Here is a 23,929-nt window from a genome sequence, read left to right as displayed (position 1 = left end):
GCATGGCGGGAAAGAAAACCAAGAGCGGCATGATTTCTCATGGCATTGCCGCCCAGAACCGCAAAGGGCGGTTTGATTATACGATTCTGGAAACGACGGAAGCCGGGATTGTCCTGAAGGGGCCAGAAGTCAAAAGCCTGCGTCTTGGACGGGCGACAATCACGGAAGCTTATGCGGCTGAGCGTGATGGCGAAATCTGGCTCTTCAATTCCTATATTCCCGAATATCAAGGCGGTGTCCTCTCGCGTTTCGAGCCTCGGGCGCCACGAAAGCTCCTGATGCATCGTAAGCAGATCGTGCATTTTCTGGATTCGGTCAGTCGTGCAGGCGCCAGTCTGGTGCCGCTTGATATCCACTTTAACGATCGTGGAATGGCAAAAGTGACGCTTGGTCTGGGTCAGGGGCGTCGCAAGGAAGACAAACGGCACGCTATTGCGGAGCGGGACTGGAAACGGGACAAAGCCAGGCTGGTCCGCAGTAGTGGTAAAGATTATGGGTGAGAACCTGAAAGGCCGGATCAGATCCGGCCTTTTTTATGGCTTGAGACAATGTCCGCAATTCCGGGCATAAAAAAACCGCTGCAGCATAAGCTGGCAGCGGTTTTTTATTACTCAGACCGAAGTCCGGGTCGTTCAGTCAGCGCTGATTTCAGCAGCTTCCGGACCCTTCTGGCCCTGAACAACCTTGACGTTGATCGTCTGGCCTTCGTCAAGTGTCGGCAGGCCGGAGCGCTCGAGAGCGGAAGCGTGGACGAAGATGTCCTTGCCGCCGGATTCCGGCGTAATGAAGCCGAAGCCCTTCGTGGCGTTGTACCACTTGACCGTGCCACGCATTTCTTCAGCGCGGGAAAGGTCCGGAGCCGGACGGCCCGGACGAGCCGAACCACCGAAACGGGGCTGGTCGCCGAAAGCAGCGCGCGGACGTGGTGCTTCTGCCGTGCTCTCGTCAACGGAGAGAACTTCAGCGACCTGACGGCCCTTCGGACCCTGGCCGATGCGGACCACGACGGTCGCACCCGGGTTCACGGCGCTGACGCCAGCATTGGTGAGCGCGTTGGCGTGCAGGAAGATGTCGCCCGAACCGTCGGACAGTTCAACAAAACCGAAACCCTTTTCGGTGTTGAACCACTTCACGCGGGAGCTGATTTCCGGGCCTGAAGCTGCGACGAAGCTGTTGCTGCGACGAGGTGCGCCGTAGCCGCCACCACCGCCACCATTTCCACCACCAAAGCCTCCACGGTCGCCATAGGACGGCTGGGACGAGTATGTGTCGTCAAACCCGCCGCGGCGAGGTGAGTTGAAGCTGCTGCGGTCGGTTCTGTTGTTTCTCAACGGTCTAATCCCGAGACTGGGGTGTCATGATAGGGCGGACCCTGCCGTGACGTAATTTCAAAAATTTGGAAAAAAACGATGCTGCTTTTCCCCTGAAATAAGCTGTAGCACGGTTTTTTCCTTCTCTGCCACAGGGAATATCAGGCTGAAACATAACTCGCGCTGATTTTAAGATTATGAAGTGCGCCGCCGACACTTTGATTTCGGTCGGGGAAATGACATACACACGTTTTCCAGTATTTGATGGGTCCCGATCCCGCGCGTAACAGAGGTGTCCATGCGAAGCAGACTGACTTTTTCTATTGGAGCCACTGCCGTGCTGGCGCTGTCTTCATCCGCCATGGCGACACCGTTGCAGGATCCTTACGGAACCTGGACTGTTCAGGGTGAGAATGATGCCATCTCCACACTGAAAGGGACGTCTGATCAGTACTATACGTCTGGTCTGCGGATCAACTGGACGTCTGGAACCGACAATCTGCCGCGTCCGATTGCTAAGCTGAACCGCATCCTGATGGGGGAAGGCGTCCAGCGCATCAGCATCGGTCTGCAGCAGATCATTGATACCCCACGCGACACGCAGGCTGACAATCCGCCGCAGGGCGACCGGCCTTACGCGGGCCTGCTGCTGGGAACGGTCAACCTCATCAACGACACCGATCGTTCCCGGACCGTGATGGGGATCCAGTTTGGCATGCTTGGTCCGGCAGGACTCGGGCGCCAGGTGCAGAACGGGTTCCACAAGGCCATCAGCGATACGCCGAGCACGGGCTGGGGCCACCAGCTTGCGAATCAGCCGATCTTCCAGGTTCAGGCCGGGCGGATCTGGCGTCTGCCGGTTCTGAATGTCTATGGCATTCATGCTGACGTGCTGCCCGCCATCTCGGGCGCCGCGGGTGATTACCGGACCTATGCCGACGTGGCCACGACATTCCGCATCGGTCAGGGGCTCGACAGCGATTTCGGCAATGCGACAATCGGACCAGGGCTGGATGGAACGGATGCATTCCGTGCGACTCGTCCTTTTGCCTGGTATTTCTATGGTGGCGTCGAGGGGCAGGCCGTGGGCTATGACGTGACGCTTCAGGGCAGCACGGTCCGACCGAATGCGCCGCATGTGAGCAAGGTCTGGGATGTGGGTGAGGTTCATGCCGGTGTCGCGGTGATGTGGCATGGTGTACGCCTGTCCTACAGCCAGAACTGGCAAACAGCACAATTCCAGACGCAAAAGGCCGGCCTGTTCAACTACGGATCGCTCAAGCTTTCCGTAAAGTTCTGATCTGAGCCGACGGATGATCTGAAAAAGCCGCCTTCTATAGTGAAGGCGGCTTTTTTTATGTCAGGGCGAGATGAGGTGTGTGGCTGTCACGGACTGGTGCGCCCAGAAGGTAGCCCTGGACTTCCTCGCAGCCATTGGCGTCCAGCAGGGCCATCTGGTGTTCGGTCTCAACACCCTTTGCGCAGCAGGTAATGTTCAGGGACCGTGCCAGCGACAGGATGGCGTACATTACTTCGTCGGCGCGTATGTCTTCGCCCAGATACTGCACAAAGGCGCGATCAAGCTTGATCTGATCCAGTGGATAAATCCGGAGGCGCTCCAGCGAAGAATAACCTGCTCCAAAATCGTCGATGGCGAGACGGACGCCCAGGGCACGAACGCGGGAGAGTTCGCGAAATGCAATGTCGGACGGGCCAAAGGGCCGACATTCGGACAGCTCGATCTGCAGACGGCCGGGAGGGAGGCCGGTCTCGGTCAGGATCGTATCGACAAGAGGGGCAAGGCGCTCATTGACCAGCCAGACCGGAGAAACATTCACGCAGACCCGCAGCGGAGCAGGCCAGCGCAGGGCAGCCAGACAGGCGCTCCGCAGGCTCCAGCTGTCGAGCGCCTCGATCATGCCGGCCTCTTCGGCGTAACGGATGAAGAGGTTGGGCGCGACTTCGCCATGTCCGGGACGCATCCAGCGCAGCAGGGCTTCATGCCCGACAATTTTCTGGGATTCCGTATCAACGATGGGCATCCACTTGAGGAAGAGCGCGTCGTCCTCAACGGCTTTGAGGAGATCCTGCTCAAGATTGGATGTGATGGTGTAGGCGTTGGTGAGTTCTGCAGTCGCGCGCCGCTCATGGCCGCCACCGTTGCGGTTTGCTTCGGTCAGGGCAGCCCGCGCAGCGAGAATCAGCTGGTTTGCATCTTCGGCATCCTGCGGATAGACGCTCCAGCCTGCTGAAATCGAGAAAGGGACCGCTCCCATGTCCAGAGGAACAGGGGTGCTGGAAATCTGGAGGATGGCATTGACCAGGGTACGGGTCGTAACGGCCGTTGTGCCAGGCGGGGTGAGAACCATGAAATGTCCGCCTCCGATCGAGCTGAGGAAAGCTCCCTCGGGCAGAACGGATTTCAGGCGCCGGATCATTTCCGCAAGGATCAGGTCAGCCGTGTCCCATCCATACCGCTCGTTAATTAGCGAGAGATGATCAAGATTGAGATGAATGAGGCTGAAAACCGCCCGGCGCGTGAGTTTTCCGGTTCTTTCAATGAACTGCTGCAGAACGAGCAGGCTTTCCTCGCGGTCAGGGAGCGAAGATTTTCCGGTCTCTTCCATCGCTTCGCCCGCAATTTGCCTTGCCACGTCCTGAAGGGAGTCTTCGGCCGTCGGCAGGAAGCTGCTGCCGTTCAGGCGGAGAGCTACGAGAAACTGTCCGGAGCGACCGTCATCTGATCTGCTGGCGATCGGACGGCCGATGAGCGACCAGTCTTTGAAGAAGGGACATGAAAAAAAGGCTTTGCCATTCCGTTTCTGCTCGGCTGCGAAGATCATCTCCCCCGCGTCCCGCTTGTACAGGGCGACCGGAAGCGATCCTGCGGACTGGAGGATGGAGGGTATTCCGTTTGCCGGGATTTCCAGCAATGCGACAGCCGACCCGCCAGTTGCGGCCAGAAGCAGACGAAAGAGCAGCGATCGGCTGTCCGGAGAGGGGGCGGAGTATTCGTGAGGAGTCTTCTCCTGAACGTCTCTGGCCGGACTGCCTGTCATTCGAAGACTCCATAAAACTCGGTTAAGCGCATTACTGATAAATTCACAGTATTATATCGGTGCGAATTTTTCTGTCTAACCGGAAATCAGAAGCCTTTCGGGATCATTCCGGTCGAATATTTCGAGCAGAAGCCTGAGTGCATGGCCACGGACGCCTTTAAGTTGAGGGTTGCGGACGATTTCGCGCTCGCTGTCCTGCTGCATGGCGGCCAGCAGCAGGGCAAGGCGAGCGCCCTGCGCCAGACGGAAACCGGGAAGACCGGACTGACGGTCTCCCGCAATGTCTCCCCCTCCACGGATCCGGTAGTCTTCGTCAGCAATCAGAAAACCGTCATTCGTGTCGCGCAGCAGGCTCAGACGTCGCACGGCGGTGGGTGTGGCAGTCCTGTCATGCAGCAGAAGACAAAAGGACTGTTTCGAGCCGCGTCCGACGCGACCGCGAAGCTGGTGAAGCTGGGCCAGTCCGAACCGTTCGGCCTGTTCGATCACCATGACGGATGCAGCGGGGATGTCCACGCCGACCTCGATGACGGTCGTGGCGACAAGAAGCCGCGTTTTGCCCAGACGGAACGTATCCAGCGCCTCCTGACGAACGGTAATGTCCTGTTTGCCGTGCGCGAGACCCACAAGCCCCTCAAAGCGCTGCTCCAGTGAGGCCCAGCGCTCTTCCGCGGCAGCCGCGGCCTGCGTTTCGCTGTTTTCGATGAGCGGGCAGACCCAGAAAACCTGAACTCCGTCGCGTATCGCCCGGCTGATGCCTGCAAGAACGCTGTCGAGCGAGTCCATGCTGTGCAGAGTCGTGCGGATCGGCTGGCGGCCGGGGGGCTTCGAGTCCAGACGGCTGACACTCATCTCGCCCCATTCCATGAGCTGAAGCGTGCGGGGAATGGGCGTTGCGGTCATGACAAGGATGTCGGTTGCTTCGCCCTTGGCACTCAGGTTCATGCGCTGCCGGACACCGAATCGGTGCTGTTCGTCGATGACGGCGAGGCCGAGATCGTGAAAAGTCACCCCATCCTGAAACAGTGCATGCGTCCCGACGATGATTTTTGCCGTGCCATCTGCAATGGCTGCGAGCACCTTTCGCCGGGCCGCGCCTTTGATCGTGCCGCTCAGATAGGCGCACTCCGTCGGGCAGAGACGGGAGAGCGTTTCAAAATGCTGGCGGGCAAGGATCTCGGTGGGAGCCATCAGCGCGGCCTGCGCGCCGGACTCGACGGTCTGAAGCATGGCGTTCATGGCCACGAACGTCTTGCCTGCGCCGACATCCCCCTGAAGCAGCCGCATCATGGGCGTCGACGCAGAGAGGTCGGCGGCAATTTCCGCAATGGCCATGGTCTGGGCGTGAGTTGGTTTATGTCCGAAGCGCTGGAGCATTTCGGCCTGAAGTGCACCGGTGCCGGGAAAGCTGCGCCCGTGCCTCTCGCGGGCCTTGAGACGCGCGAGCCCGAAGCAAAGCTGATCGGCCAGCAGTTCATCCGCTGCAAGGCGGGACAGGGCGCGGTTGCGGACAGGCTCCCACGCGATGTCCGGTGGAATGATCTCAGGCGATTGCATCAGGCGCAGGGCCTGGGTGAAGGACGGCCATTTCCGCTGGGTAACAAGGGCCGGGTCCAGCCATTCCGGCAGGTCGGGCAAAAGGCCCAGTGCAGCGCGCATGGCCTTGCGGACCGTATAGGGGAAAAGCCCGGCGGTGAGTGGCCAGACGGGTTCGAGCGAGGGGAAGCTGTCGCGTTTGGCCCAGCTCACGACATGATCGGGCTGCGGCATCGTCAGCTCGCCCTGAAAGCTGCCGGTTTTGCCAGAGACCAGAAGTTCGGCGCCCACGGTCGGGCTGGGCATGTTGCGTGTCTGGAAAAAGACCAGATCGAGCGTTCCGGTATCGTCTTCGGTGCGGATGATGGAAGGCTGTCCAGGGCGTCCGGCCTTGCGCAGGGCCAGCACCCGGACATGGGCCGTCAGGATTTCGCCGGGGGCGAGATTGTGTCCGTCCGCAACTGTGCGCAGAATGCGCCGGTCAACCACCCGTTCGGGCAGGGTGAACAGCAGGTCCAGCACCTTTCGGCCACCTGCGATCTTTTCCAGCAGGCTGGCATGCCGCGGCCCAATTCCGGGCAGGCTTGTCAGCGGCGCAAAAAGCGGTGCGAGCGCATGCTCCGTTTCGGAGTTGGGATCGGAAGGGGACGGGAACTGTTCGGACGGCATCGTGACAACGGGCGCTTCCCGTGCTCCTCGGGCTGACAGGCGATGGAACGGAAGGTATAGGGCATGAGCAGGATGGAACAAAACGAAACCATGACCCGTGAAATGTCCACAACGTCCTTCGACAGGTCTTTCGGGCCGACTGTCTGGGGCGTGCCTGATGGCAGTGTGGCCTTTCTTCTCCGTCAGCGCCTTGCCGAGCATGACGGACCACTGCTGCATGTTGCGCGCGATGACGCTGCCGTGGCCGCGCTGGCCGACATGCTGGCCTGGCTGGTGCCGGAAGTGGAAGTCCTGCGCCTCCCAGCCTGGGACTGTCTGCCCTATGACCGCGTTTCGCCCAATCCGGTTCTGATTGCCGAACGGGCCGGGACACTGTGTCGTCTGCTAGAGCCCACCAAGGCACGTCGCATTGTCCTGACGACCGTGCACAGCCTGATCCAGCGCGTGCCTCCACGCTCGGCGTTCCGAGGGCAGTCCATCAGCGTGAAAACGGGCGAGAGCCTCGATCAGGCGATGCTTATCGAACTGCTGGTGGCCAATGGCTACACCCGGACCGATACAGTCATGGAAGCGGGTGAGTTCGCGACACGGGGTGGCATTTTCGATCTGTTCCCGGCCGGGGAAAGCGATCCGATCCGGCTGGATCTGTTCGGGGATGAAGTCGAGAACATCCGTGCGTTCGACGTCGGAACGCAGCGCTCAACCGAAACGCTGAAACGCTTCGAACTTCGCCCGGTGTCCGAATTCTCGCTGGGCCCCGACAGCATCAGTCGCTTCCGCACCGGCTGGCGCGATTCGTTCGGCCCGGCGGCGACATCCGATACGATTTACGAGAATGTCTCGGACGGGCGGCGTTACCCGGGGCTCGAGCATTACCTGCCACTGTTTCATGACGGTGACGGGCACCAGATGGAAACGCTGCTGGATTATCTGCCGGGCGGGGCGGTCAGTTTTGACCAGCACGCACCGGAGATTCTCAAGGCGCGGCTGGATATGATCGCCGATCATTATCAGGCCCGGCGCGTTCCGACGCGCGAAGGGGAAATCCCGTACCGTCCACTGCCGCCGCACCGGCTCTATCTGGATACACACGGCTGGGAGTCGATGCTGGCGGATGTGCCGTCCGTCATCCTCAATGCGTTCGCCATGCCGGATACGGCACAGGGCGTGGATGCAGGCTATCGGCCCGGCCCGCTGTTTGCACGGGCGAAGGATGGAAGCCGGGCAGGGATGTTCGAGGCTTTCGGGCAGCAGGTGAAAACCTGGGCCGAAGCCGGCCGGCGGACCTATGTCACCGCCTGGAGCCGGGGCTCACGGGAACGGATTTCGCATCTGCTGGCGGAACATGGCGTTACGGTCACGTCCTATGACGACTGGCCGGATGCGGCGGGAATGCCGAAAGGCACGACCGGCCTGCTAACGCTGGGGCTGGAGCGCGGGTTCGTCTCGGACCGTCTGTGCTTCGTCTCCGAACAGGACCTTCTGGGCGAGCGGATTTCGCGTCCGCCACGTCGCCGCAAGCGTGGAGAGCAGTTCATCTCGCAGGTCGGCGAGATTGCGGAAGGCGATCTGGTCGTTCATTCCGATTACGGGATCGGGCGGTATGTCGGGCTGGAGACGGTCGTCGAAGGCCGGGTCGCGCATGACTATCTGTCGATCCTGTATGATGGGGAGCAGCGTCTGCTTCTGCCCGTCGAGAATATCGAACTTCTCAGCCGTTTTGGTTCCGAGCAGGCCGGAGTTCAGCTCGACAAACTGAGTGGAACCGCTTGGCAGGCCCGAAAGGCCAAGATGAAATCCCGCATCCGCGTCATGGCGGGTGAGCTTATCAAGACCGCAGCAGCCCGGGCCATGAAAGATGCGCCAATGCTCGCACCGGCCGAAGGGCTGTGGGACGAGTTCTGCGCGCGCTTCCCGTTCGTGGAAACGGAGGATCAGTCCCGCGCGATTGCGGACGTTCTGGAGGACATGAGCGCCGGGCGACCGATGGATCGGCTGGTCTGTGGCGATGTGGGTTTCGGCAAGACGGAAGTCGCCCTGCGGGCGGCGTTCGTGGCCGCCCTTTCGGGAATGCAGGTGGCGGTCGTGGTGCCGACGACGCTGCTTGCCCGCCAGCATTTCCGGAGCTTTACGGCACGCTTCGAGGGCTTTCCCGTCAATGTGGTGCAGCTTTCACGTCTCGTAACGCCCAAGGAAGCCACGAAGGTGCGCGAGGGCATGGCGAACGGCACGGTGGATATCGTCGTCGGCACCCATGCGCTGCTGGCCAAGACCGTGGCGTTCGAGCGTCTGGGCCTGCTGATCATCGACGAAGAACAGCATTTCGGTGTCTCTCACAAGGAACGCCTGAAAGCGCTGCGTGAAGATGTGCATGTCCTGACGCTCTCCGCTACGCCGTTGCCCAGAACGCTTCAGCTTTCGCTGTCCGGCGTGCGGGAAATGAGTCTGATCGCGACGCCGCCGACGGACCGTCTGGCGGTCCGCACATTCATCACGCCGTTTGACAGCGTCATGATCCGCGAGGCGATCCAGCGCGAACGCTTCCGCGGCGGTCAGGTCTTCTGTGTCGTGCCGCGTCTGGCGGATATGGACCGGATGGCCGAGCGTCTGGCGGAAATCGTGCCGGATGCCAAGACCGTGCAGGCGCATGGTCGTCTGACGCCGACCGAACTCGAACGTGTCATGACGGAGTTCGCGGACGGGAAATACGATATCCTGCTCTCCACCAATATTGTGGAAAGCGGGCTGGATATGCCCAGTGTGAATACGATCATCATCCACCGTGCGGACATGTTCGGTCTGGGGCAGCTCTACCAGCTTCGCGGACGCGTGGGCCGTGGCAAGCAGCGTGGTTACGCCTACCTTACCTGGCCGCAGACGCGTCCGCTGTCTGCTTCGTCTGAAAAACGGCTTGAGGTCATGCAGACGCTGGACTCGCTTGGGGCGGGCTTCACGCTGGCCTCTCACGATCTGGATCTGCGAGGCGCGGGCAACCTGCTGGGGGATGAGCAGTCCGGGCATATCAAGGAAGTCGGGATCGAACTCTACCAGCAGATGCTGGAAGACGCCGTAATCGACATGCGTCGCGAGCGCGGCAAGCGTCTGGAGGAACAGGACAGCTGGACCCCGACCATCATTCTGGGCCTGCCGGTGCTGATCCCCGAAACCTATGTGCCGGACCTGCCGGTGCGTCTGGGGCTGTATCGCCGGATTGCGTCGCTGACGAACGAGGCCGAGGTCGAGGCGATGCGCGCGGAACTGGTGGACCGTTTCGGATCGCTTCCGCCGGAAGTGGGAAATCTGCTCGATGTGGTCCTGATCAAGCGCCTGTGTCGCGAGGCCGGAGTAGAGCGTCTGGAAACCGGGCCGAAGGGCATGGTGATCCAGTTCCGCCGCAACCGGTTCGGAAACCCCGCCGCGCTGATCGACTGGGTAACGCGCAAGAAGGAATCGGGCGTAAAGATCCGCCCCGATCACAAGCTTGCGGTCATCCGTGAAATGACGAATGCGACGCGTATTGGCTACGCCAAGAAGGTCACGACCGTCCTATGCAAAATGATCCGCAAGCTTGAGGTCCAGACATCAGGGGACTGAGAACGGCAGCGGGATGCGGTTGACGGTCACGACGCCGCCGCTCAGTCCGACATCCCACAGGGTCGCATCACCGCTCTGACGGCCCATCAGGCGGGCAATCGTGAGCGCGGCCACGACTTTCTTGGGGGCCGTGTCACGGATCTGGCCGATCAGGGTATCAACGTTGGTCACGCCGATATGCAGGTCCGCAGCCGAGGTGGATGCCGTTGCGCCGGGCTCGATGGTGCCCTTGCCGTCGATGGCGCTGCTGCCCGTGACGGCATGCAGGGCGTTGATCGTGATCTGCTGGCGGGCGGTGTCGAGGCCCTGAACCGTCAGGTCTGCCGAAAGCTGCGTAGGCATGAGCGGCTGCTTGGTGTCGTGGATGCCGCTGCCCTCAACCTTCAGACGCAGGTCTGGCGTTGTCTGGACCGCCTGGATCGACGCCTTGCGGATCGTCATGTCGTGACCGGGGCGGGCGAGGGTCACATTCGTCCAGGTGGCCTGCGGAGTGCCGCCGCGGATGTCGCTGCTGTTGATCGTCAGGCTCTGGTCCTTGCAGGCGGGACTGATGCCGCCGCGAAAGGCGCTGAGCGCGGCGTAGGCCGCAACGGCATTGAACCGCTCCAGAGTTGCAGTCTCGACGTGGCCGGAAGGGTCGGAGAGGGTCACGCCATGGATGTCGAGCGTGATGTCCGTTCCGGTCAGTGTCGCATGAAGGGTCTTCGCCGTCAGGCCATGTGCAGTGGTCTGGGTGCCTCCCAGTTCATAGGTCACGCACGAAGCGGGAAGGCCGTCGGGTGTGGACGCACTGGCCATGACAGGTGTCAGGAGTGCGGCCGTCGCGGCGAGCAGGGTAAGGCGCAGGGACATGAGAGGGTTCCGGACTGTGGAGAGGAGAAAGAAGCGTTAAGACCGTATTAGGGAATGAAGCGGTAAAATGATGGCACCTCCTCCTCTTTCGGAGAAATGCGCGTGTCGTCCTCCATTTCCGCCATGCCCGCCATTCCGCAGTATGTCTCCATTATCAAGAATGAAGAGTCTTCAGCGAACAAGTGGGAAAAAACAAGCGTCTCGACCCAGCAGGCGGTTGCAGCGTTCCAGAGTGATGCGTCTTCGATCAAGACCCCGCAGCAGCTTCTGAAAAATTACAAGGCCCTCAAGGTCGTTCTGGGCGCCTATGGAATGTCCTCGGCCATCGGCGAGACAGCCGTTCTGACGAAGCTGATGACGCAGGACCCGACATCGGCGAAATCCCTGGCTCAGACCAGCGGCAACTCGTCCTGGAAAGCGTTTGCAAAAGCATTTTCCGACTGGTCGACCTCTCCGCTGGCGTCTGCCGATACCATCCAGAGTATCACCCAGAGCTACCTGACCAACAGTTATGAAGACAGTCTGCAGACGGAAACGCCGGGTCTGGGGGATGCGCTCTATTTTACCCGGACTGCCAAAACGGACATGACGCTTGAAAACGTGATGGCTGATCCGAAACTCCTGAAAGTGGCGGAAGTCGTGTCCGGCTTTGATACGACCCAGTTCGGTGCGCTGGATTACGATCAGCAGGTTCGTCTGCTCGGCTCCAAACTCGATCTGTCCAAGCTCAGTACGACCAAGGGAATCCAGCAGTTCGCCCAGCAGTATCTGGCGCTGTTGCAGATCCACCCGACAAAGACCACGACCCCCGCAAGTATGCTGACCCTTTACGGAGGAAACGGCTCCACAACCAGCATCCTTTCCCTTTTCACGAGTGACAGTTCGGACAGCAGTTCTTCCCTGTATTCGGCGCTGTTCTGAACCTGTCTCTCTGACGTGACATCCTGTGTGAGGCCCTGTATCGCAGACACCTGACGGATTTCAGGTGAAGGGATATTTTTCATGGCCGGACTGGACCCCACGGACTGGCGCGGTATCCGTGAGATCGGGCATCGGATGCTGGATGAAGTTTTTGACCGCATGGAGCATATGGGCGAGGGCCCTGTCTGGCGACCGATGCCGTCTGCTGCCCGGCAGGGCCTGAAGGAAGGTCTGCCGGAAAAAGGACATACCCTCGACGCTCTGTATGCTCGCTATCAGGAACTTGTCGTGCCTTATGGTGCGGGCAATACGCATCCCGGGTTCATGGGGTGGGTACATGGTGCTGGCACGCCGGTCGGCATGCTCGCCGAGATGCTGGCCGGGGGGCTGAACGCCAACTGTGGTGGGCGGGATCATGCGCCGATCGAAGTCGAGCGTGAAGTGATCCGCTGGGCTCTGCAGATGGTCGGAATGCCTCAGGACGGATCGGGCTGTCTAGTGACGGGGTCGTCCATGGCCAATTTCATCAGCGTCATTACGGCGAGCCGCGCGCAGGACCTTGCGATCCGCAAAAACGGGATCGGCGGTCGCGGGCTTGTCGGCTATGCTGCAACGACCGCGCACGGATGCCTGCCGCGGGCGTTTGATCTGGCGGGGCTTGGGAGCGAGGCGCTTCGTCGGGTGCCGGTTCTGGCCGATCATCGCATGGACGTCGGGGCCTTGTCCGACATGATCGCAGCGGACCGGAAAGCGGGCTTTGTGCCGTTCATGGTTGCGGGTACGGCGGGCACGGTTGATTGCGGGGCGATTGATGATCTCGTTGCGATCGAGGCTGTCGCTCATGCAGCGGGGATCTGGTTCCATGTGGATGCAGCCTTTGGAGCGCTGGCCTGTCTCTCGCCCCGTTTCAAAGAGCAGCTTTCCGGAATCGAAAAAGCGGATAGTCTGGCGTTCGACTTTCATAAATGGGCGCAGGTTCCTTACGACGCCGGCTGCGTGTTGGTGCGCGACAGCCATAAGCATGCTGCGGCTTTTGCGCAGTCCCTCGATTATCTCGTGCGTGAAGAGCGCGGGCTTGCCGCAGGAGCCCCATGGTTCTGCGATTTTGGCCCGGATCTGTCGCGTGGGTTTCGGGCACTCAAGGTCTGGATGACGCTGGGCCATTACGGGTCCGAGCGTATGGGAGACATGGTCGAGACATGCTGCGATGTCGCGGCTGATCTGGCGCGGCGCGTAGAACGGACCGAAGGATTGGCTCTACTGGCACCCGTGACGCTGAATATCGTCTGTTTCGGCCTCGACGGTCTGGAAGATGTTGAAGTCTCGGAACTGGTGCAGGATCTGCATGAAAGCGGGATCGCTGCGCCGTCCACGACAAGGATCAACGGTCGGCTGGCGGTGCGGGCGGCGATCATCAATCACCGGACTACGACCGTCCATACCGACCGGATGCTGGATGCCGTTATCGCGCTGCGCCGCGACCGGTTGAGGGCGCAAACAGCGCGCTAAGCTGTGCCATCATGGTTCCGCCGAGGTCTTCGGCGGAGCTGATGGTGACGCTGTTGCGGTAATAGCGCGTGACGTCATGTCCGATGCCGATGGCCAGAAGCTCCGTGCCACGGTCCGCTTCGATCCGGGCAATCACCTGTCTGAGATGGTCTTCCAGATAGTTGTGCGGGTTGGCCGAGAACGTACTGTCATCAACCGGCGCGCCATCTGAAATCACCATCAGGATATGGCGGTGCTCCGAACGGCGGCGCAGGCGCTTCCAGGCCCAGAGCAGGGCCTCGCCATCAATGTTTTCCTTCAGCAGCCCGTCACGCAGCATGAGGCCCAGATTGCGCCGGGCCCGCCGCAGAGGCGTGTCCGCGTCCTTGTAGATGATGTGGCGCAGATCATTCAGACGTCCCGGCTGGGCTGTACGACCGCTCTTGAGCCAGCGTTCACGGCTCTGTCCGCCTTTCCACTGCCGTGTGGTGAAGCCAAGAACCTCGACCTTCACGCCGCAGCGTTCGAGCGTCCGGGCCAGAATATCGCCGCAGATGGCTGCCGTTCCGATAGGGCGGCCACGCATGGAGCCTGAATTGTCGATCAGGAGGGTGACAACCGTATCGCGGAACTCGGTCTCGCATTCATGCTTGCACGATAGCGGGAGGGTCGGGTTCGTCACGACGCGCGAAAGGCGCCCGGCGTCGAGAATGCCCTCTTCCTGCTCGAACTCCCAGCGGCGCTGCTGCTGCGCCATGAGGCGGCGTTGCAGTCGGTGTGCGAGGCGCGACACAAGCCCATGAAGCTGGGACATCTGCTGATCGAGCTTCTGGCGCAGGCGGTCCAGCTCATCCGGATCGCACAGATCGGACGCATTCACTTCCTCGTCGAAATCCGTGGTGTATGCCTTGTAGGTGTTTGGCGCTTCGGACGGACCTGTGTCTGCCTGCTGCTCCGAAGGGCCAGCAGCTTCTTCCGTGCCATCTTCCGACATTTCAGCGGCGTCCGTAGCCTCGCTTTCTCCAGAAAGGCCGGTTTCGCCACTTTCGGGCTGGTAGCCGTCTTCTTCTTCCGTCGCGGCGGGAGCCTGCTGATCCTGCCCCTCGGTTTCCGGAGCGTCGCTTTCGGTTGTCTCTTCCTCATCGGACGGCAGATCGGACGGTGCGGTCTGCTCCTCGTCTTCATCAGGGACGGTCGTGAGTTGGCACGCTCCGAGGAAGCGGGTTGTGGCGCGGGCGAAGGCTGTCTGATCGCTCTGGGTGCGGGCCATGTCGGCAAGAGCGGCCTTTGCCGCAGGCGTCAGGGTCGCGCGCCATTCATCGAGCGCGGGCCCGGCCTGAACCGGCATCGAATGGCCACTCATGGCTTCACGCGCGAGAAGATCCAGCGCCACCGGGGCTGGCATGTCTTCGCGGGTCTTCATGCGGTTGCAGCCGATTTCGGCGCAATGCTGGGCGAGTTTCTGCTCCAGATTGGCGCGGACACCCGCCATGTGGCGGGAGCCGTAAACTTCACAACGCGCCTGTTCCAGCGCATCGAAAGCCTGCCGGGCTACAGGTTCAGCTGGTGCGTTTGCGTTTCTGTCCGCATGATACCGCATCCGCAGTGCAGCGGCGTCCGCAGCCCCCCGGATCTTGCGGATTTCCCAGTCGTGCATATGGCGCGACAGATAGGGAAGCTCCACGTTTCCGGCTTCTGGTGCTGCCTTGCGGTTTCCGCTGACGGCACCCTGAAAATCCACGCCCTGTTCCGGGGCGCCACCCATGGCGCGCAGGGTAGCGATGGTGGCCTGACGGAAGCGTTCCTGCCGTTCTTCGTCGGTGAGGGAAGTCTGGGGAGCGGACAAGGGATCAGGCCAGCGGCGAGGTGTTGAAGCAGCGCTGATAGTATTCCGCCACAATTCCGCGCTCGGCCTCATCGCATTTGTTGAGGAAGGTCAGGCGGAAAGAAAACGCCACGTCATTGAAAATACGATTGTTTTCCGCCCATGCGATGACAGCCCGCGGGGACATGACCGTGGAAATGTCACCGGCCATGAAGCCGGAGCGCGTGAGGTTTGCCAGTGCCACCATGCGTTCCACGAGTGTCGTGGCGTCCGTATCCTCTGCCGGGATCTTCAGTTTGGATGTGACGATGCCAACTTCCTGTTCCAGCGGCAGATAGTTCAGTGTGGCGACGATGTTCCAGCGGTCCATCTGGCCCTGATTGATCTGCTGGGTGCCGTGATACAGACCGGTCGTATCGCCCAGTCCGACCGTATTGGCGGTGGCGAACAGACGGAAGGCAGGGTTCGGACGGATGACGCGGTTCTGGTCCAGAAGGGTCAGATGGCCTTCGGCTTCCAGCACGCGCTGGATGACGAACATTACGTCCGGGCGACCCGCGTCATACTCGTCAAAGATCAGGGCGCAGGGATGCTGGAGACACCAGGGCAGCAGACCCTCGCGGAATTCCGTGACCTGCTTGCCGTCCTTGAGCACGATGGCGTCCTTGCCGATCAGGTCGATCCGCGAGACGTGACTGTCCAGATTGATGCGGACGCATGGCCAGTTCAGGCGTGCTGCGATCTGCTCGATGTGGGACGATTTGCCCGTACCGTGAAAGCCCTGAACCATGACACGGCGGTTAAAGGCGAATCCTGCCAGAATTGCGCGGGTCGTGTCCTCGTCGAACTTGTAGGACGGGTCGATGTCGGGAACGTGTTCCGTGCGGACGGAATACGCCGGAACCTGCATGTCCGTATGAATGCCGAAAACGTCTGCCGAGGAGACCATGAGATCCGGCGCGCCGAGAACGCTGGTCGGGACCGAGGCATTTTCAGCGGTGGTCACGGCTTCCGGGGTGTCAATCGTCGCGAAATCACTCATGGGACTGTCAGGCTTTCGTTGGATCTTTGAATACAGGACGTTCTGGAGAAGATGGAGCCTCGGCGCCCTCTGTTCCAGTCTAAAAATTCAGGAAACGAAATCGTCCTGACGCGTGAAATGGACTTTGAGCGCGGCATAGGCCGAACCGATGGCTTTGAACCGCTCTTCGGATTTCTCATCGCCGATATTGGCATCGGGATGATGCTGACGGGCGAGAGCACGGTAACGGCTTTTCACGTCATCGAAAGAAACGGGCCATGTCAGGTCCAGTGTGGCGAGCGGCTGCCGCAGAGGCTCGGGAATACCGGCGGCCTGGGCGGACGCGCGCTGTCTTGCCGCGTCTTTTGCACGTTCCGCACGGCTGTGACGGGTCGCACCGAGGATGTCGAGCGGATCAATGACGTCGTCCTCGTTGAACTCCGCCTTGTTGGCCGTGCCGGTGCCCAGCTTCCACGAAGGCCGCTGCCATGAAACATCGGCCCGCAGATGCGCTTCGATCTGGCCCGGGGTCATGCCGCGATAGAAATCCCAGCGGGAGTTGTATTCACGTACATGCTCAAGACAGAACCAGAAATACGAGCGCAGGGCGTCACGCCCGCGCGGCGCACGGTAGCCGGCAGGTTCGTTGCAGCCCGGATGGTCGCAGACCTGTTCCGGCGCGTCAGGATCGGGATCGAAGGCCCGGTGTCTGGTGGATTTGCGCTGCATGGTGTCTGATATGGGCAATCACCGCGGCCCGATGCAAGCGGCCATTCCTCAAGCCGGACGATTTTCATCATGTCTGAAACAGCTTCACACCCTTCCGCACAGCCTTCCAGCCGACGCAAACGGATTGCGATCCTCCTGCAGCAGGGACTGGCACCCACAAATCTCGAAATCCATGATGACAGCGCCCGCCATGCCCATCATGCCGGAGCCAAGGCTCTGGGGGGGGGAGGCGAAACGCATTTCAATATCGCCATTACGAGCGCGCGTTTTGATGGACTGAACCGGGTAGCGCGGCACCGGCTGGTCAATGACCTGCTGGCGGAGGAGTTCCGCTCCGGACTGCATGCGCTGTCACTTGTCCTGCATGGAGAACAGACCCCATGAAACGCGCTCTTCTCGTTCTGATGCTGCTTTCGGGCTGCGCAACCAGCGGATATGATCGTCTTCCCAAAGCCGACCAGAATGATGTGCATCGCATCGAAGCCTATCTGAACGGCATCCAGGGATTGCAGGCCGCTTTTGTTCAGCATGGACCGGACGCAGGCGAAAGCGGCGGCCGCTTTTCGTATATTCCGGGCCATCTGAGGCTGGATTACGTCGTACCCCACCCAATGGAACTCGTGGCCGGGGAAGGGCATCTCGTTCTGGACGATCAGGGAACGGGTGCTGTCACGCATCTGTCGCTACGGCATAATCCACTTGGGTTGCTGTTGAAGCACCCGATCCGCTTTGATGGTGACATTCAGGTCACGGATGTGCGGCATGGGAACGGATCGCTCCAGATCTCCGTGGCACAGGCCGATAATCCCTCACAGGGCCTGCTGACACTCCAGTTTTCGGATGTGAACGGTCAGCTCAGCCTGATCGGGTTGCAGGGCGTGGATGCCCGGCAGCATCATTTCGGCGTTCTGCTGTCGGATGTGAAGCAGGGGGTGGTGATCGTCCCCTCCGTTTTCACGCCTCCTGCGGGATAGAACCGAAGCGCTCTGGCCATGCGGCGGTCAGCGCGTCATCCAGATCCTTCATTGTCAGACTGCTGTCGAATCGCTGAAGGCTGGTGACGCCGAATTCGCGGATGCCGCACGGTACGATTCCGTCGAAGTCGTTCAGGTCAGGGCTGACATTGATCGAAACGCCATGCCAGCTCACCCAGCGGCTGACACGGATACCCAGAGCGCCGATCTTGGCTTCAAGTCCGCTCAGCGGATCAATCGTCCAGACACCGATCCGGCCCTCACGGGTAAAGGCCGTTACGCCAAGCCGGGCGAGGGCGTCGATCATCCAGCCCTCCAGACCTGCCACGAACGCCCGCAGATCGCGGGGAGGGACGGTACCGTTCGGCTTCGTCAGATCCATCATCACATAACCAAGCCTCTGGCCCGGTCCATGATAGGTCCATTGCCCTCCGCGTCCCGCATCATAGGTCGGATAGCCGTGGGGATTGTAGAGATCGGCGTCCTTGGCTGACGTTCCGGCCGTAAAAACGGGTGGATGTTCCACAATCCAGACCAGCGGGTCGGATGTTCCCTGATGAATCGCGCGTGCGCGCTCCTCCATGAACGCCAGCGCATCTGGGTAGGGTGTCAGTCCCGGAGAGGACGTCCACAAAATTTCTTCACAAATCTCGTCTCGGGTCATTGCCCTCGTATCAGTCATCGGCTATAGCCCCTCCCACACCGGACGGTCATGCACCAAGCAGGATCGTTTGTCACGGGGCGGCCGTGGCGGAATGGTAGACGCGCAAGCTTGAGGTGCTTGTGGGGGCAACCCCGTGGAAGTTCGAGTCTTCTCGGCCGCACCACTGACATTCAGATGTCGGTGTATCCCAAAAAAATAGCGATCCCTGAATTGATTATTTTCTCCCTCAAGGGGGAAGATTTTATTAAGGTTCCAATAGTCTGTGCCATCTTGTTGCCAGACTATTAAGACATGGGTATTCCTCTTGCGTCTTTGAAGAACGTCTGGGCTTCCGTTCGGCAGTCGGGCGTCATCTCGTCTGATGTGTGAGGTTTCGTGATCAAGCCACTGAAAAAAGCTGTCCTTCCCGTTGCCGGACTCGGTACGCGGTTTCTGCCCGCGACGAAGGCCATGCCGAAGGAAATGCTTCCTGTCGTCGACAAGCCTCTGATCCAGTACGCGATCGACGAAGCTCGTGAAGCCGGCATCGAAGAATTCTGTCTTGTTACCGGACGTGGCAAGGACAGCCTGATCGATTATTTCGATATTGCTTACGAGCTCGAGGCGACGCTCAAGGAGCGTGGCAAGAAGAGCGCGCTTGAAGCGCTTGCTCCGAGCAGCGTGCAGGCCGGGTCTCTCGTAGCTGTGCGTCAGCAGGAGCCGCTAGGCCTGGGGCATGCAATCTGGTGCGCCCGCTCCTTCATCGGCGATGATCCGTTTGCGATCCTGCTGCCAGACGATATCGTCAAAGGACGCAGTTGCATTGGCCAGCTGGTCGAAGCCTACAACAAGACCGGTGGTAATGTGGTCGCCGTGACGGAAGTGCCGCGCGAGCACACGAACCGTTACGGCATCCTTGATGTTGGCAGTGACGACGGAAAGCTGGTGGAAGTGAAGGGGCTGGTTGAAAAGCCTGCTCCGGAAGATGCTCCATCGAACCTGTCCATTATCGGACGTTACGTGCTGACGCCGGACGTCATGAAGTACCTGGCGAAGCTGGAGCGTGGCGCAGGCAACGAAGTCCAGCTCACGGATGCGATGGCCAAAACGATCGGTGAAGTGCCGTTCCACGGTCTGCGCTACGAAGGCACCCGCTATGACTGTGGCGACAAGGCCGGCTTCCTTGAGGCACAGATCGCGTTCTCGATCGACCGCGAGGATCTTGGATCGTCGGTGAAGGCGTTCCTCAAGAAGTACAAGCAGTACACAGAAGCGCCCTGATTCCTGTCAGGCACGATTTGATCCGGTTGTCCTGCAAGGCATGCTTTTTGCAGGACGGCGGACAAAAGACCACATCCGGCCAGGGCAGGTCCTGCGGCGAGGAGTCTGGCAAGCATGTCAGTAAGCGGGCCGTTTCAGTCCTTTCTTGAGCCGGGGCAGATTGTCCTGCATCCCGATTACCCGGACTGGGGCTGGGGGCAGGTGCAGTCTGCGGTGGCCGAGCGGGTGACGGTCAATTTCCAGCATCAGGGCAAAGTCCTGATTGATGCGTCACGCGTTACGCTCAGACTGCTGCCGAAATCACGGTGATGCTGACAGGTGGCCTTGTCGCCCGTAGCGTCCGCACGCTTTTCAATACTCTCCTTCCTCCCGTCTGTGCGGCCTGTGGCACGGAAGTCATGACCGAGGGGGCTTTTTGCGGCACGTGCTTCAAAACCGCTCACCGGATTGTTTCCCCCCACTGTGATCGCTGTGGCGTCCCGCTGGAAAACGAAGGTTTGGGGGGTACGCAGAACTGCTGTGCCGCCTGTCAGGCTCATCCTCCTGTCTGGCGTTCCGCCCGAGCCGCGTTTGTTTATGATGCTTGGTCCCGACGCCTGATCCTGCCTCTGAAATATTCCGACCATACTGAAAATGCTGCGGTTCTGGCACAGCATATGGCTGCTGCGGCTGAAGATCTGCTCGGGAAGGCAACGCTTGTCGTTCCCGTTCCGCTGTATCGTACCCGGTTGTGGAAGCGGCGTTACAATCAGGCCGGTCTGATGGCGCAGGGTCTAGGCCGGCTCGCGGGGCTGCCCTGTGCTGTGGACGCCCTTCAGCGCGTCCGTCCCACAAAAGCGCTGGCCCGCCTGTTCGCCGCAGAGCGCGAGCGGGAGATGGCGCAGGCAATTCGGATCAGAAAAGGGCGGGACGCCCGGATACGGGGACAGGCTGTTCTGCTGGTGGATGACGTGCTGACAACAGGCTCCACGGCAACTGCCTGTACGCTGGCTCTGATGAAGGCCGGTGCAGCGAGCGTGGATATTTTGGTTGCAGCCCGGACCGGTAGAGTGGATGAACAGAACCCGCGCTTTGTCCAGGAATGAGAATCCTATGTCGAAAATCGAGATTTTTACCCAGCCTGGATGCCCTTATTGTGTGCATGCCGTCAGTCTTCTCCGCTCCAAGGGCGTGACGTTCCAGGAAATCAACGCCCCACACGGATCCGTCGAACGTGAGGAGTCCATCCGTCGTTCGGGGCGTCGCACGGTGCCCCAGACGTTTGTTGACGGAGAGTCTCTCGGAGGTTGCGATGACCTGATGGCGCTTGATCGCGCCGGGCGGCTTGATGCCCTGCTGGGCACCGTCTGAATGCGCGGTGCGGGCCTTTTCGCGGCTTTCCTGATGGCTATGCTGTCACTTTCAGGTGTCCGGGCCCAGTCCCCCGGTCCGGCGGATGCTCTGCCGCAGAATATTCCCGAGCAGGGCCTGTGGCTGTCGGAAGGGCATGACGGGCTTTTTTCGATCCAGCCCTGCGGTCATGCGCTCTGCGGGCAGCTGATTGGCATGGCCTATGACGGGGAAATGCCGAAGGACGTCTGGGGACGCTCGCAATGCGGTATCCGCATGCTGACAGACTTTGTCCCAATCGAGGATCGCAAGTGGCAGGGCCATATTCTTGATCCAAGAACCGGACGGGTCTATCAGGCGCGGATATGGGTTTCTCAACCCAATGTTCTGAAGCTGCGCGGATTCGTTCTGGGAATGCCTCTTCTGGGTGAAACCCAGACATGGAGCCGCTACACTGGTCCGCCCGTCGGGCCACAATGCAAGCTGCCGAAAGACGCGCGCTAGGCCTGTTGCCGGGAAACCTGCATCATGGCCCGGGCGTTATCCCCGCCATACTGAAAGGAATGCAGACCCATCATGTCCCACCCTGTCTCCCGCCGCAGCTTTGCGGCCGGACTGGTTGCCGGTGTTGCGGCTGCCGGTACTGGTGTTGCTGGTGCCGCCGATCCTGAAAAGACCGTTCCAACGCCGCCTCCGCCACCCAAGCCGGTTTCGAAAACGATCTGCTTTGTCGGCGGATATACGAAACACGGACCTCCAGGGGGCGGAACCGGAAACGGGCAGGGCATCTCTGTTTTCGACATGGACCGCGATACGGGCGTTCTGACGCCGATCACGACGTTCACGGATATTGCCAGTCCGTCCTTTCTGACGATCTCGAAAGACCAGCGCTTCCTCTATGCGCTTAGCGAAATCGACGATTTCAACAAGGATGGTGACGGGTCCGTTACGGCGTTTGCGATCGACCCCAAGACGGGTTCACTGCGCAAGCTGAATGTCGTCAGCTCGATGGGGGCTGTGCCGGCCTATGTAAGCATCCATCATTCAGGGCGGTATGTGCTGGTGGCCAACTATGTGGGCGGCAACGTCGCGGTTCTGCCCATCCGTTCGGACGGGTCTCTTGGGGAGGCATCGGATGTCGTGCACAACACGGGGCCGCGCCAGCCGGAGCGCGCCGCGGATAATCCGCAGGGCAATTTTGCCGTCTCCGATCATTCGGGCTCGCATCCCCACATGATCCATTCCGATCCGAGCGGCAAATTCGTGCTGGCCGATGATGCGGGCCTGGACAGGGTGTATGTCTGGACGCTGAACATCGACACTGGCAAGCTGATCCCGGCCAAGACGCCGTATTACGACATGGAACCGGGGTCGGCGCCGCGCCACTTCCAGTTCAACCATTCCGGCCGGATCCTGTACAATCTGTGTGAACAGGATTCGAAAGTCGTTGTTTCCAATTTCGATCCGGTCACCGGCGCGATCAGCAATATCCAGACGGTCAGCACGGTCACGTCGCATTTCCGCGGCTCGACGCTTGCGGCCGAAATCCTGATCTCGGCCAGCGGCAAGTTCGTTTACGTCTCCAACCGGCTGGGCGACTCCCTGGCCGTGTTCGCCATCGGTACCGATGGAACGCTCACGCTTCAGGACGAAGTCTGGATGCATGCGGATTACGGTCGGGCCCTGATGTTCGATCCGTCCGGAACGTTCCTGTTCTGCGCCAACCAGCGCTCTGATGCGGTGACGTCCTTCAAGGTGGACAAGAAAACGGGTGAAATTGCCTTTACGAACAATTTCACGCCGGTGGGAAGCCCGACAACCTTCGCGTTCATGAACACGCAGGTCTGACCGGTTGTTTTTCCGGCAAGGGCGATTGCGACGGGGTACTCCGCTGCAATCGCCTTTTTTTGTTCAGTCCTTACGAAAAATCGCGATGTAGTTGATGCCGGTGTCGCGGCTTTCGCGCCATTTGAACGGCACATAGCTCATACCTGCGATATCAAGCAGGCGCAGGCCAGCCTGTCGGGCCATGGCGGCCAGTTCGTCCGGCTTGATGAATTTCTTCCAGTCATGCGTGCCGACGGGCAGCATTCGCAGCAGGTATTCCGCGCCGAGCTTTGCGACGGCAAAAGAGCGCGGCGTGCGGTTCAGTGTGGACACCGCAACCATGCCGCCCGGCTTCGTCAGGGTGGCCAGCATGGTCAGGAAGTCCTGGGGATCGTTGACGTGCTCGATGACTTCAAGCGCATTGACGACGTCAAAGCGCGCACCTTCCGCAACAAGGTCTTCCGCACTGCCATTGCGATAGGACAGGGGGGCGGCTTCGGGCGGCAAGGGATGTTCGGCCAGATGCGCCTGTGCCGCATGGATGCCGGGGGCGCTGGCATCGATTCCAAGTGTCTTGAATCCGAGTTTGGCATAAGCCTCGCTGGCCAGCCCCGCGCCACAGCCGATATCAAGCAGGCTCAGAGGCCCGGTGGATGCCTTGCGCAGGGGAGCCACATGCCGGCTGACCCATTCGGTCCGCAGGGGGTTCATGGCATGAAGCGGGGCCATCGGGCCGCGCGGATTCCACCAGTCTTCTGCCAGAGCGCTGAAATGGGCAATTTCGGATTCCGAAACGGATGAACGTCTGAAATCCTGTCCCCGGGATGTTTCTGTGGGCATCAGAACTGTCCTTCTGTGTGCCTGTCTGCCG

The 23,929-nt window shown here is 60.5% G+C and carries 22 protein-coding genes and 1 tRNA gene; 14 read left to right on the top strand and 9 right to left on the bottom strand.

Translation table 11 applies throughout. From position 1 onward, the window contains the following. Positions 1-2 precede the first annotated feature (2 nt). Positions 3-500 carry an SsrA-binding protein SmpB gene (smpB, locus tag GAL01_RS09640; RefSeq protein WP_062031523.1) on the top strand — a complete coding sequence of 166 codons (498 nt, stop codon included), beginning with the start codon at positions 3-5 and terminating at the stop codon, positions 498-500. A 132-nt stretch (positions 501-632) separates the two neighbouring features. Here the strand turns inward: smpB and GAL01_RS16150 are convergent, their stop codons facing one another. Beyond that, positions 633-1,331: a cold-shock protein gene (locus GAL01_RS16150; protein ID WP_062031519.1), complete on the bottom strand. Its 699-nt coding sequence runs from the start codon at positions 1,329-1,331 to the stop codon at positions 633-635. Between the two features lie 277 nt (positions 1,332-1,608). On the opposite strand from GAL01_RS16150, the gene GAL01_RS09630 reads away from it, so the two are divergent. Further along, a complete protein-coding gene (locus GAL01_RS09630) occupies positions 1,609-2,610 on the top strand; it encodes a lipid A deacylase LpxR family protein (protein ID WP_062031516.1) in 1,002 nt (333 codons plus the stop codon). Between the two features lie 55 nt (positions 2,611-2,665). Here the strand turns inward: GAL01_RS09630 and GAL01_RS09625 are convergent, their stop codons facing one another. Together GAL01_RS09625 and recG are read right to left on the bottom strand one after the other, a co-directional pair. Then, positions 2,666-4,369 carry a putative bifunctional diguanylate cyclase/phosphodiesterase gene (locus GAL01_RS09625; RefSeq protein ID WP_062031512.1) on the bottom strand — a complete coding sequence of 568 codons (1,704 nt, stop codon included), beginning with the start codon at positions 4,367-4,369 and terminating at the stop codon, positions 2,666-2,668. A 75-nt stretch (positions 4,370-4,444) separates the two neighbouring features. After that, positions 4,445-6,574, bottom strand: coding sequence for an ATP-dependent DNA helicase RecG (gene recG, locus GAL01_RS09620; RefSeq protein WP_062031509.1), 2,130 nt, complete (start codon positions 6,572-6,574; stop codon positions 4,445-4,447). A gap of 72 nt (positions 6,575-6,646) precedes the next feature. Between recG and mfd the strand changes: the two genes are divergently transcribed. Then, the gene (gene mfd, locus GAL01_RS09615; RefSeq protein WP_062031506.1) at positions 6,647-10,168 is read left to right on the top strand and encodes a transcription-repair coupling factor; all 3,522 of its coding nucleotides are present in this window, start codon (positions 6,647-6,649) and stop codon (positions 10,166-10,168) included. Here the strand turns inward: mfd and GAL01_RS09610 are convergent. Then, a complete protein-coding gene (locus GAL01_RS09610; RefSeq protein ID WP_062031502.1) occupies positions 10,157-11,020 on the bottom strand; it encodes a hypothetical protein in 864 nt (287 codons plus the stop codon). The genes mfd and GAL01_RS09610 overlap by 12 nt on opposite strands. Positions 11,021-11,122: 102 nt before the next feature. Between GAL01_RS09610 and GAL01_RS09605 the strand changes: the two genes are divergently transcribed. Further along, positions 11,123-11,941, top strand: coding sequence for a DUF1217 domain-containing protein (locus GAL01_RS09605; protein WP_062031581.1), 819 nt, complete (start codon positions 11,123-11,125; stop codon positions 11,939-11,941). Between the two features lie 81 nt (positions 11,942-12,022). Further along, positions 12,023-13,450 carry a pyridoxal phosphate-dependent decarboxylase family protein gene (locus GAL01_RS09600; RefSeq protein WP_062031499.1) on the top strand — a complete coding sequence of 476 codons (1,428 nt, stop codon included), beginning with the start codon at positions 12,023-12,025 and terminating at the stop codon, positions 13,448-13,450. On the opposite strand, the gene GAL01_RS09595 is transcribed toward GAL01_RS09600, so the two are convergent. The 3 genes from GAL01_RS09595 to GAL01_RS09585 form a co-directional block, all read right to left on the bottom strand. Further along, the gene (locus GAL01_RS09595) at positions 13,404-15,275 is read right to left on the bottom strand and encodes a cobaltochelatase CobT-related protein (protein WP_062031495.1); all 1,872 of its coding nucleotides are present in this window, start codon (positions 15,273-15,275) and stop codon (positions 13,404-13,406) included. The two genes, GAL01_RS09600 and GAL01_RS09595, sit on opposite strands and share 47 nt — an antisense overlap. A gap of 4 nt (positions 15,276-15,279) precedes the next feature. Further along, positions 15,280-16,296, bottom strand: a complete 1,017-nt coding sequence (gene cobS / locus GAL01_RS09590; RefSeq protein WP_062031492.1) for a cobaltochelatase subunit CobS — start codon at positions 16,294-16,296, stop codon at positions 15,280-15,282. Between the two features lie 87 nt (positions 16,297-16,383). Beyond that, positions 16,384-17,004, bottom strand: coding sequence for a DnaJ domain-containing protein (locus tag GAL01_RS09585; protein ID WP_062031489.1), 621 nt, complete (start codon positions 17,002-17,004; stop codon positions 16,384-16,386). 69 nt (positions 17,005-17,073) lie between these two features. Here GAL01_RS09585 and GAL01_RS09580 point away from each other — a divergent pair, with 69 nt between their 5' ends. Together GAL01_RS09580 and GAL01_RS09575 are read left to right on the top strand one after the other, a co-directional pair. After that, positions 17,074-17,388 carry a BolA family protein gene (locus GAL01_RS09580; RefSeq protein ID WP_062031486.1) on the top strand — a complete coding sequence of 105 codons (315 nt, stop codon included), beginning with the start codon at positions 17,074-17,076 and terminating at the stop codon, positions 17,386-17,388. Next, a complete protein-coding gene (locus GAL01_RS09575) occupies positions 17,385-17,978 on the top strand; it encodes a LolA family protein (RefSeq protein WP_062031483.1) in 594 nt (197 codons plus the stop codon). Before GAL01_RS09580 ends, GAL01_RS09575 begins: the two co-directional genes overlap by 4 nt. Here GAL01_RS09575 and lipB read toward each other — a convergent pair. Continuing rightward, positions 17,959-18,660 (bottom strand): lipoyl(octanoyl) transferase LipB, encoded by a 702-nt coding sequence (gene lipB / locus GAL01_RS09570; protein ID WP_062031478.1) that lies wholly within the window; start codon positions 18,658-18,660, stop codon positions 17,959-17,961. The genes GAL01_RS09575 and lipB overlap by 20 nt on opposite strands. A gap of 59 nt (positions 18,661-18,719) precedes the next feature. On the opposite strand from lipB, the gene GAL01_RS09565 reads away from it, so the two are divergent. The 7 genes from GAL01_RS09565 (at position 18,720) to GAL01_RS09535 (ending at position 23,079) form a co-directional block, all read left to right on the top strand. Further along, positions 18,720-18,805: transfer RNA gene (locus GAL01_RS09565), tRNA-Leu, on the top strand. A gap of 212 nt (positions 18,806-19,017) precedes the next feature. Then, the gene (gene galU / locus GAL01_RS09560; RefSeq protein ID WP_062031475.1) at positions 19,018-19,902 is read left to right on the top strand and encodes a UTP--glucose-1-phosphate uridylyltransferase GalU; all 885 of its coding nucleotides are present in this window, start codon (positions 19,018-19,020) and stop codon (positions 19,900-19,902) included. Between the two features lie 114 nt (positions 19,903-20,016). Beyond that, the gene (locus GAL01_RS09555; RefSeq protein WP_062031472.1) at positions 20,017-20,211 is read left to right on the top strand and encodes a DUF3553 domain-containing protein; all 195 of its coding nucleotides are present in this window, start codon (positions 20,017-20,019) and stop codon (positions 20,209-20,211) included. Continuing rightward, positions 20,211-20,987: a ComF family protein gene (locus tag GAL01_RS09550; protein ID WP_231865393.1), complete on the top strand. Its 777-nt coding sequence runs from the start codon at positions 20,211-20,213 to the stop codon at positions 20,985-20,987. The genes GAL01_RS09555 and GAL01_RS09550 overlap by 1 nt, the downstream gene beginning before the upstream one ends. A 7-nt stretch (positions 20,988-20,994) precedes the next feature. Further along, positions 20,995-21,252 carry a glutaredoxin 3 gene (gene grxC, locus GAL01_RS09545; RefSeq protein WP_062031468.1) on the top strand — a complete coding sequence of 86 codons (258 nt, stop codon included), beginning with the start codon at positions 20,995-20,997 and terminating at the stop codon, positions 21,250-21,252. A gap of 33 nt (positions 21,253-21,285) precedes the next feature. After that, positions 21,286-21,735, top strand: coding sequence for a DUF2147 domain-containing protein (locus GAL01_RS09540; RefSeq protein WP_231865392.1), 450 nt, complete (start codon positions 21,286-21,288; stop codon positions 21,733-21,735). 72 nt (positions 21,736-21,807) lie between these two features. Beyond that, positions 21,808-23,079, top strand: coding sequence for a lactonase family protein (locus GAL01_RS09535; protein ID WP_062031462.1), 1,272 nt, complete (start codon positions 21,808-21,810; stop codon positions 23,077-23,079). A gap of 63 nt (positions 23,080-23,142) precedes the next feature. On the opposite strand, the gene ubiG is transcribed toward GAL01_RS09535, so the two are convergent. Then, positions 23,143-23,898 (bottom strand): bifunctional 2-polyprenyl-6-hydroxyphenol methylase/3-demethylubiquinol 3-O-methyltransferase UbiG, encoded by a 756-nt coding sequence (ubiG, locus tag GAL01_RS09530; RefSeq protein ID WP_062031459.1) that lies wholly within the window; start codon positions 23,896-23,898, stop codon positions 23,143-23,145. Positions 23,899-23,929 lie beyond the last annotated feature (31 nt).

The organism is Gluconobacter albidus (genome assembly GCF_002723915.1).
GTDB lineage: Bacteria > Pseudomonadota > Alphaproteobacteria > Acetobacterales > Acetobacteraceae > Gluconobacter > Gluconobacter albidus.
This window is presented reverse-complemented; position numbering and strand designations above follow the sequence as displayed.